Source organism: Streptomyces sp. SID14436 (assembly GCF_010548465.1).
Classification (GTDB): Bacteria; Actinomycetota; Actinomycetes; order Streptomycetales; family Streptomycetaceae; genus Streptomyces.
The window spans coordinates 1-7,475 of the sequence record NZ_JAAGMD010000683.1 but is presented as its reverse complement, the minus strand read 5'-3'; the positions used below and the strand labels follow the sequence as shown (position 1 = coordinate 7,475).

General features: G+C 71.1%; 9 protein-coding genes and 1 tRNA gene. 1 reads left to right on the top strand and 9 read right to left on the bottom strand.

The genetic code is table 11. From position 1 onward, the window contains the following. The coding region (locus G3I53_RS24790; RefSeq protein ID WP_239064087.1) for an MDR family MFS transporter at nt 1-1,798 on the bottom strand (1,798 nt) is incomplete at its 3' end. A 14-nt stretch (nt 1,799-1,812) separates the two neighbouring features. Further along, complete coding sequence (locus G3I53_RS24785) at nt 1,813-2,328, bottom strand: MarR family transcriptional regulator (RefSeq protein ID WP_164337701.1); 516 nt, start codon at nt 2,326-2,328, stop codon at nt 1,813-1,815. Between the two features lie 261 nt (nt 2,329-2,589). On the opposite strand from G3I53_RS24785, the gene G3I53_RS24780 reads away from it, so the two are divergent. Next, nucleotides 2,590-2,784, top strand: a complete 195-nt coding sequence (locus G3I53_RS24780) for a hypothetical protein (RefSeq protein ID WP_081241162.1) — start codon at nt 2,590-2,592, stop codon at nt 2,782-2,784. 106 nt (nt 2,785-2,890) lie between these two features. On the opposite strand, the gene G3I53_RS24775 is transcribed toward G3I53_RS24780, so the two are convergent. The 7 genes from G3I53_RS24775 to G3I53_RS24750 all read right to left on the bottom strand — a co-directional run bounded on the left by G3I53_RS24775 (nt 2,891) and on the right by G3I53_RS24750 (nt 7,047). Beyond that, nucleotides 2,891-3,793, bottom strand: a complete 903-nt coding sequence (locus G3I53_RS24775) for an RNA polymerase sigma factor SigF (protein WP_164337699.1) — start codon at nt 3,791-3,793, stop codon at nt 2,891-2,893. A 247-nt stretch (nt 3,794-4,040) separates the two neighbouring features. Next, complete coding sequence (locus tag G3I53_RS24770; RefSeq protein WP_164337698.1) at nt 4,041-5,018, bottom strand: RNA polymerase sigma factor SigF; 978 nt, start codon at nt 5,016-5,018, stop codon at nt 4,041-4,043. A 189-nt stretch (nt 5,019-5,207) separates the two neighbouring features. After that, nucleotides 5,208-5,501, bottom strand: coding sequence for a Dabb family protein (locus tag G3I53_RS24765; protein WP_164337697.1), 294 nt, complete (start codon nt 5,499-5,501; stop codon nt 5,208-5,210). Then, nucleotides 5,501-5,677, bottom strand: a complete 177-nt coding sequence (locus tag G3I53_RS33440; RefSeq protein WP_203592450.1) for a hypothetical protein — start codon at nt 5,675-5,677, stop codon at nt 5,501-5,503. Before G3I53_RS33440 ends, G3I53_RS24765 begins: the two co-directional genes overlap by 1 nt. A 215-nt stretch (nt 5,678-5,892) precedes the next feature. Next, nucleotides 5,893-5,977 (bottom strand) — tRNA-Ser (locus G3I53_RS24760). 45 nt (nt 5,978-6,022) lie between these two features. Next, nucleotides 6,023-6,454 carry a tRNA adenosine(34) deaminase TadA gene (tadA, locus tag G3I53_RS24755; RefSeq protein ID WP_164337696.1) on the bottom strand — a complete coding sequence of 144 codons (432 nt, stop codon included), beginning with the start codon at nt 6,452-6,454 and terminating at the stop codon, nt 6,023-6,025. 56 nt (nt 6,455-6,510) lie between these two features. Further along, nucleotides 6,511-7,047, bottom strand: a complete 537-nt coding sequence (locus tag G3I53_RS24750; RefSeq protein ID WP_164337700.1) for a hypothetical protein — start codon at nt 7,045-7,047, stop codon at nt 6,511-6,513. Nucleotides 7,048-7,475: the final 428 nt, after the last annotated feature.

Genomic DNA, 7,475 nt, shown 5'->3' with positions numbered 1-7,475 from the left:
CGGCGGCGGACCCGACGGCGGCGGACCGTCCCGGCGCCTCGTCGGCACCCGCCGGGGACGGAGCCCCGGCGCTGACGGCGGACGGGTCCGCGTCGGCAGCGGCGGCCGGGGAGTCCGTGTCGGCGTCGGCGTAGGCGTCGGCGGTCTCGGAGGAGGCCCGCGGACCCGCCTCCGGTGCCGTGTCCGGGGTGTCGGACGAGGCCTCGGCCGCCTGGGCCAGGGCGCCGGTGGTGCGCAGCGGGACCTCCTTGATGAAGAGGGTCACCAGCAGGCCGAGGAACGCGACCGGGGCGACGTACAGGAAGATGTCGGCGATGCCGTGCCCGTAGGCGCTCTCCAGCCAGGTGCGGATGGCGGGCGGCAGCAGGTCCATGTCGGGGATGGCGCCGCTGCCCGCGGACTCGGCGGCCGCCGCCCGGTCCCGCGGGCCGAGCGTGCCGATGGTGTCGGTGGCGTACTGGCTGATCCGGGAGGCCATCACGGAGCCGAGCACCGAGACGCCCACCGCGCCGCCGAGGGACCGGAAGAAGGTCACGACCGAGGAGGCGGCACCGAGGTCGCCCGGCGCGACCTGGTTCTGCGTGCAGAGGACCAGGTTCTGCATCATCATGCCGACGCCGAGGCCCATGAGGCCCATGAACAGGGCGATGTGCCAGTACGGGGTGTCGTAGCGCATGGTGCCCATCAGGCCCAGGCCCGCCGTGAGCAGCACGCCGCCGACGACCAGCCAGCTCTTCCACCGGCCGGTGCGGGTGATGATCAGACCGGAGACGGTGGACGACACGAACAGTCCGCCGATCATCGGGATCGTCATGACGCCCGACATGGTCGGGGACTGGCCCCGCGCCAGCTGGAAGTACTGGCTGAAGTAGACCGTGCCCGCGAACATCGCGATGCCGACGAACATCGAGGCGAGGGACGCCAGCGTGATGGTGCTGTTGCGGAACAGCCGCAGCGGGATGATCGGCTCGGCCGCCCGGGTCTCGACGAACAGGAAGACCAGGGTGAGCAGCACCGACCCCCCGACCATGGTGTACGTCTGCCAGGACAGCCAGGCGTACTTGTCGTCGGCGAAGGTGACCCAGACGAGCAGCAGGCAGACGGCGGCGGTGACGAAGAACGCGCCGGCCCAGTCGACCTTGACATGGCGCTTGACCACCGGCAGGTTCAGCGTCTTCTGCAGGACGAGCAGGGCGATGACCGCGAAGGGCACGCCGACGTAGAGGCACCAGCGCCAGCCGAGCCAGCTGGTGTCCGTGATGACGCCGCCGAGCAGGGGTCCGCCGACGGTCGCGACGGCGAAGGTGGCGCCCAGGTAGCCGGAGTAGCGCCCGCGCTCACGCGGGGAGATCATCGCGGCCATGATGATCTGGGCCAGGGCGGACAGTCCGCCGGCGCCCAGGCCCTGGATGACGCGGGCCGTGATCAGGGTGCCCGGGTTGTGCGCCATGCCGGCCACCACGGACCCGATGACGAAGACCACGAGGGCTATCTGGACCAGGGCCTTCTTGCTGATCAGGTCGGCCAGCTTGCCCCAGAGCGGGGTGGACGCCGTCATCGCCAGCAGTGAGGCGGTGACGACCCAGGTGTAGGCGCTCTGGCCGCCGCCGAGGTCGGCGACGATCTCGGGCAGGGCGTTGGTGACGATGGTGGAGGACAGGATCGCGGCGAACATGCCGAGCAGCAGGCCCGACAGTGCCTCCATGATCTGTCGGTGCGTCATCGGAGCTTGGCTTTCGGAGGAGCCTCCCCCGTGCTTGGCATGAGCCCGCACACCGGATGGTGTGGTCGTTGCCATGGACGTCCTTCTTCTTATGCGCTTGCGGGTGTACGGGTGGTCCGTTCGGAGCCGGGAGAGGCCGGCCGGGGGAGGGGCGACGCCGCCGGGCGGGAGCCGGTGCGGCAGTCGTCGAAGCTGTCCCGGAGGCGGGCCATGAGGTGGGCGAGCAGGGCGACGTCGTCGTCGGACCAGTCGGCGAGGCGTTCGGCGAGCAGGCGCGTGGTGTGCCGGAACAGTTCGTCGAGCCGCTCCCGGCCCTCGGGGGTCAGGCGCAGGATGCGCGAGCGCCGGTCGGCGGGGTCGGGCAGCCGCTGCAGCCAGCCGCGGTCGGCCGCCTGGGCGACGTGGCGGCTGGTCACCGACATGTCCACGGCGAGCAGCTCGGCCATCCGGCTGATGTGCATGTCGCCGTGCCGGCCGAGCAGGGCCAGCACGGCGGCGGACCCGCTGGGGCATTCGGCGGAGGTCAGCCGCCGTATGTCGCGCTTCACCGCGCCGAAGGCGCTGAACTGCCTGACCAGCTCTTCGTACTGGGCCTGCGCGGCCATGCCGTCTCCCGTTTCGTTGCTTGGAGCAACCACCATGCAGTCGATGATTGCTGCAGGCAAATAAAAACCGGAGGGTCGGCTCCAAAAACTTGGCAAAGGCATGTATTGCGCCAGTAAACGCCCTGGTCAGCGCTGCGGGGGCCGGAAGCCGCGGCTCGGACGCGCCGGCAGGGCTCGCGGAGCCGAAAGGTCACCGTGACGGCCGTTCGGGCGGCGCCCCCGCTTGGGCTGGTCGTACCGGATTCGCTAGGGTCTCGGGCCATGGCTAACACCCAGGGCCCCCAGGGCAACCACGACCCCGCCGGCAGCACCCAGATGTTCCGTGCCTTCGTCGACGAGGCCCCCCAGGGCCGGCAGGCCGCCGCGTCGAGCGGTGGGCCCCGTATCGGCCTCATCGTCGGTGTCGTCGTCGCCGTGGCGATCGTCGCGGCGGTGGCCTGGCTGGCGCTGAAGTAACCCGGACGCGCGGCGGCCGCCGTCGCGCCCGCGAGGGGCGCACCGGCGGCCACGGAACCGTGCGGTCCGTCCGACGGAACACGACGTTCCGTCGGACGCGCGTCGCTCAGTCGGAGATGAGGCCCTCCCGCAGCTGGGCCAGTGTCCGGGTGAGCAGGCGCGAGACGTGCATCTGGGAGATGCCGACCTCCTCGCCGATCTGCGACTGGGTCATGTTGGCGAAGAACCGCAGCATGATGATGCGGCGTTCGCGCGGCGGCAGCTTGGCGAGCAGCGGCTTGAGCGACTCCCGGTACTCCACGCCCTCCAGGGCCGTGTCCTCGTAGCCGAGGCGGTCCGCGAGGGAGCCCTCGCCGCCGTCGTCCTCGGGGGCCGGGGAGTCCAGCGACGACGCCGTGTACGCGTTGCCGACCGCGAGCCCGTCGACGACGTCCTCCTCGGACACGCCCAGGACGGCGGCGAGTTCGGGCACCGTCGGCGAGCGGTCCAGCTTCTGGGAGAGTTCGTCGCTGGCCTTGGTCAGCGCCAGGCGCAGCTCCTGCAGCCGGCGCGGCACCCGCACCGACCACGACGTGTCGCGGAAGAACCGCTTGATCTCGCCGACCACCGTCGGCATCGCGAACGTCGGGAACTCCACGCCCCGTTCGCAGTCGAAACGGTCGATCGCCTTGATCAGGCCGATGGTGCCGACCTGGACGATGTCCTCCATCGGCTCGTTGCGCGAGCGGAAGCGCGCCGCGGCGTACCGCACGAGTGGGAGGTTCAGTTCGATCAGGGTGTCCCGGACATAGGCGCGCTCGGGGCTGTTCTCGTCGAGCGCGGCGAGCCGCAGGAACAGGGAGCGGGACAGGGTGCGGGTGTCGATGGCCGCCGGGTCCGGGAGGCCGGGCGCCGGCTCGGCCGGAAGGGCCGGTACGTCATCGATGGGGCCGAGTGCGTCGAGGGCACGGGGAGCAGAGTCGCCCTCCGTGGGCGTGAGCACCTTCGAGCTGCCCTGTTCTACGGACATGCCACCCCCTTTGGGTCGCGGGACGGTCGCGGCCGGCGCTCCCCGAGTCGAGGAACGCAGCCTTCACCTGAATACCGGAGCCGGAGCTCCGGCAAACGCTCTTCCCGCAGAATGTCACATGTCGGCAACGCTCTGAAGTGACATGTCGACATCCGAGACGCGAAACAGCCCTGGAAACACGGGGTCTGACGGGGTATCGGCCGCGAAGGGCGCAGATGGGTACTGATGAGCGAATCGCTCGTGCGGGTTACGCGTCGATCCTGTTTGCGGATCGCAGCCGCTGGAAGCTACGCGCCAGTAGCCGGGAGACGTGCATCTGGGAGACGCCGAGTTCCGCGCTGATCTGGGACTGGGTCAGATTGCTGTAGTAGCGCAGCAGCAGGATGCGCTGCTCGCGCTCCGGCAGCTGGACCAGGAGGTGGCGGACGAGGTCGCGGTGCTCCACGCCGTCCAGCGCGGGGTCCTCGTAGCCGAGCCGGTCGAGCAGGCCCGGCAGCCCGTCGCCCTCCTGCGCGGCCTCCAGCGAGGTGGCGTGGTACGACCGCCCCGCCTCGATGCAGGAGAGCACCTCCTCCTCGGTGATGCGCAGCCGTTCGGCGATCTCGGCGGTCGACGGGGTCCGCCCGAAGGCGGTGGTCAGGTCCTCGGTCGCGCTGGTGACCTGCACCCACAGCTCGTGCAGCCGGCGCGGTACGTGCACCGTGCGGACGTTGTCGCGGAAGTACCGTTTGATCTCGCCGACGACGGTCGGCATCGCGAACGTCGGGAACTGCACGCCCCGTTCCGGGTCGAACCGGTCGATGGCGTTGATGAGCCCGATGGTGCCGACCTGGACGACGTCCTCCATCGGCTCGTTGCGGGAGCGGAAGCGGGCGGCGGCGTAGCGCACCAGGGGCAGGTTCGCCTCGATGAGCGCGGCGCGCACCCGGGTGTGCTCGGGGGTGCCCGGCTCCAGGTCCTTGAGCTGGGCGAACAGCACCTGCGTCAGCGCCCGGGTGTCGGCGCCGCGGCGCTTGGCCGGACTCTGCTCGGGCTCCGGTTCCGGCTCACGGGACTCCGCGACGGTGGCCGGGGGCCGGGAGCCGTCCGGGGGCTGCGTGCCGGCGGGCGGCTGCGCACCCGACGAGGACGGGGTGGCCGGTGCCGGGACGGGGTCCGGGGAGCGGGCCGGAGCCGGAGCCTGGGCGGACACCTGGTCCTGGGGCGGCGCAGTACTGGCCGACACGGTCAACGCCACCTCTTCATCGGTCAAACGTCCGTCAACTCATCCGTCAAAAGCGGTCATAGCATCACAAGACAGACTCACTGTGTGCAAGCACCCGCATATTCCGTGTTGAGGGAGAAACGGCACCTCGGACGCACGAAAGCCCCCCGCCGTCATGGCGGAGGGCTCCGGGGGGACCGGGGAGCGGTCTCAGAACTCGTAGTCGGCGATCACCCACGTGGCGAACTCGCGCCACAGCGCGACGCCCGCCTCGTGGTCCGGGTGCGTCAGGTACCGCTGCAGCGCGTCCGTGTCGTCGAAGGCCGAGTTGATGGCGAAGTCGTACGCGATCGGCCGGTCGGTGATGTTCCAGGCGCACTCCCAGAAGCGCACCTCGGGGATCCGGTCGCCGAGCGCCCGGAACGCCTCGACGCCCTCCACGACCCTCGGGTCGTCGCGCCGCACCCCCTCGTCCAGCCGGAACAGCACCAGATGACGGATCATCACGTGCCTCCGTTGGCGAGCCAGGTCATGAAGTCACCGATCGCGGACGCCGCCTCCGATATGCCCTCGAAGCCGACCTGGACGTAGTCCGCCGCCTTCTCCGGATCCGTGATGATCACATACACCGCGAAGGCCACCACCGCGTAGATGGCGACCTTCTTCGCGTTCACCGCCATCGCGGCCCTCCCCAGTCCCTGTGATGTGCCGGTGTCACACGTGCCGAGCGGGCCCCATGATCGCACGAAGGGCCCCGTCTGACGACGCTGCGGTGACGTCGCCGGACCCGCCGCCCACAGGCCCGCCCGCATGCGCAGGGACGGGCGAGAACGTGCGAGGTCCTGTGGGGCAAGACGAAGGGCCCGGTCCAGTGGACCGGGCCCTTCGTTCACAGCGGTAGCGGTGGGATTTGAACCCACGGTGACTTGCGCCACACTCGCTTTCGAGGCGAGCTCCTTCGGCCGCTCGGACACGCTACCGAGGGAGACCTTACAGCACCGTGGGCAGTGGTCAGAAATCAGTATTCAGCGGTTCCGGAAGAACTCGGTGAGCAGCAGGGAGCACTCCTCGGCGAGGACGCCCTCGATCACCTCGGGGCGGTGGTTCAGGCGCCGGTCGCGGACGACGTCCCACAGGGAGCCGACGGCGCCGGCCTTCTCGTCGCGGGCGCCGTAGACCACGCGGTCCACGCGGGACTGCTGCACCGCGCCCCCGCACATCGTGCAGGGCTCCAGCGTCACCACCAGGGTGCAGCCGGTCAGCCGCCATGCGCCGAGCCGGGCCGCGGCCCGGCGCAGGGCGAGCACCTCGGCGTGCGCGGTGGGGTCGCCGGCGGCCTCCCGCTCGTTGTGGGCGGTGGCCAGCACGGTGGTGCCGTCCGGGCCGAGCAGGACGGCACCGACGGGGACGTCCCCGCCCCGGACGGCGCGTGCGGCCTCGTCCAGGGCGAGTCTCATCGCGGGCCGCCAGGGGTCCCGTACGGGGTCAGGCGGTCCTGGGGTGGTCGGCACGGTCAGCGGACGGTCTCCAGGACCTCCGAGGCGCCCAGCACCTCGGCGATCTCGTTGAGGGCGTCCGAGGTCAGCGAGCGCAGCTCCTTCTCGCTCACCCCGAGGTCCTCCAGGACCTGGGCGTCGCCGACCGGGCCGTGCGGAACGGCCTCGGCGGAGCCCGCGGCGGCGGGGCCGTCGGCGTCCTCGTCGTCCGGTTCACCGTCCTCGGTGCCGTCGAGGTCGAGGGCGTCGAGGTCGGCGCCGTCGTCGCCGGGTTCCCGGCCGAGCAGCTCGTCGGTGAGCAGGATCTCGCCGTAGCTGCTGCGGGCGGCGGCAGCGGCGTCGGACACGTAGATGCGAGGGTCCTCCTCGCCGTCCACGCGGACGACGCCGAACCAGCCGTCCTCCTGCTCGATCAGCACGAGCACCGTGTCCTCGTCGGGAGAGGCCTCCCGGGCCAGGTCGGCCAGATCGGACAGGGTCTCCACATCGTCGAGCTCCGTGTCGCTCGCTTCCCACCCGTCTTCGGTGCGCGCGAGCAGTGCGGCGAAGTACACCGTGACTCTCCCACTGGTCATAGGCGTGCCGGTTGGGGGTCCTCCCGGCGGAGGTTGAGGGCGTGGAGTGCTCCGAGAGCCCCGCCCACTGGGAATCGTGGCAGAAACAAGGCCGTCAGGGGATGTCTTCGACTCCCTGTGTCCCGCAGTTTTGATCGGGTCTTGTCCGAGGCGCCCGTGCAGTCACCGGCGCGCCGGTGAAGGCCACCGGCGGTCCGCCGCCACCGTGTGTGCCCTCAGGTCCGGATGGTACGCGGCCGGGTCGTCCCCGCGCGCGGGGCGCTTCGGCGGACGGGCGCGGTTCCTGCCGGTCCACCCGGCCCGCCGCCCCCGCCGCCCCAGTACCGCCGGGGGCGGCACGGGTCCGGCTACCAGCGGAACGTGCGCATGCGCATCGCGTGTCGCAGCCGGGCCGCCTTGGCGCGGCG

Coding starts and splice junctions, on each gene's coding strand:
- G3I53_RS24785 (WP_164337701.1), bottom strand. CDS start 2,328: ATGGCCGCGCAGGCCCAGTACGAAGAGCTGGTCAGGCAGTTCAGCGCC.
- tadA (WP_164337696.1), bottom strand. CDS start 6,454: ATGAGACTCGCCCTGGACGAGGCCGCACGCGCCGTCCGGGGCGGGGAC.
- G3I53_RS24765 (WP_164337697.1), bottom strand. CDS start 5,501: ATGATCCGTCATCTGGTGCTGTTCCGGCTGGACGAGGGGGTGCGGCGC.
- G3I53_RS24780 (WP_081241162.1), top strand. CDS start 2,590: ATGGCTAACACCCAGGGCCCCCAGGGCAACCACGACCCCGCCGGCAGC.
- G3I53_RS24775 (WP_164337699.1), bottom strand. CDS start 3,793: ATGTCCGTAGAACAGGGCAGCTCGAAGGTGCTCACGCCCACGGAGGGC.
- G3I53_RS33440 (WP_203592450.1), bottom strand. CDS start 5,677: ATGGCGGTGAACGCGAAGAAGGTCGCCATCTACGCGGTGGTGGCCTTC.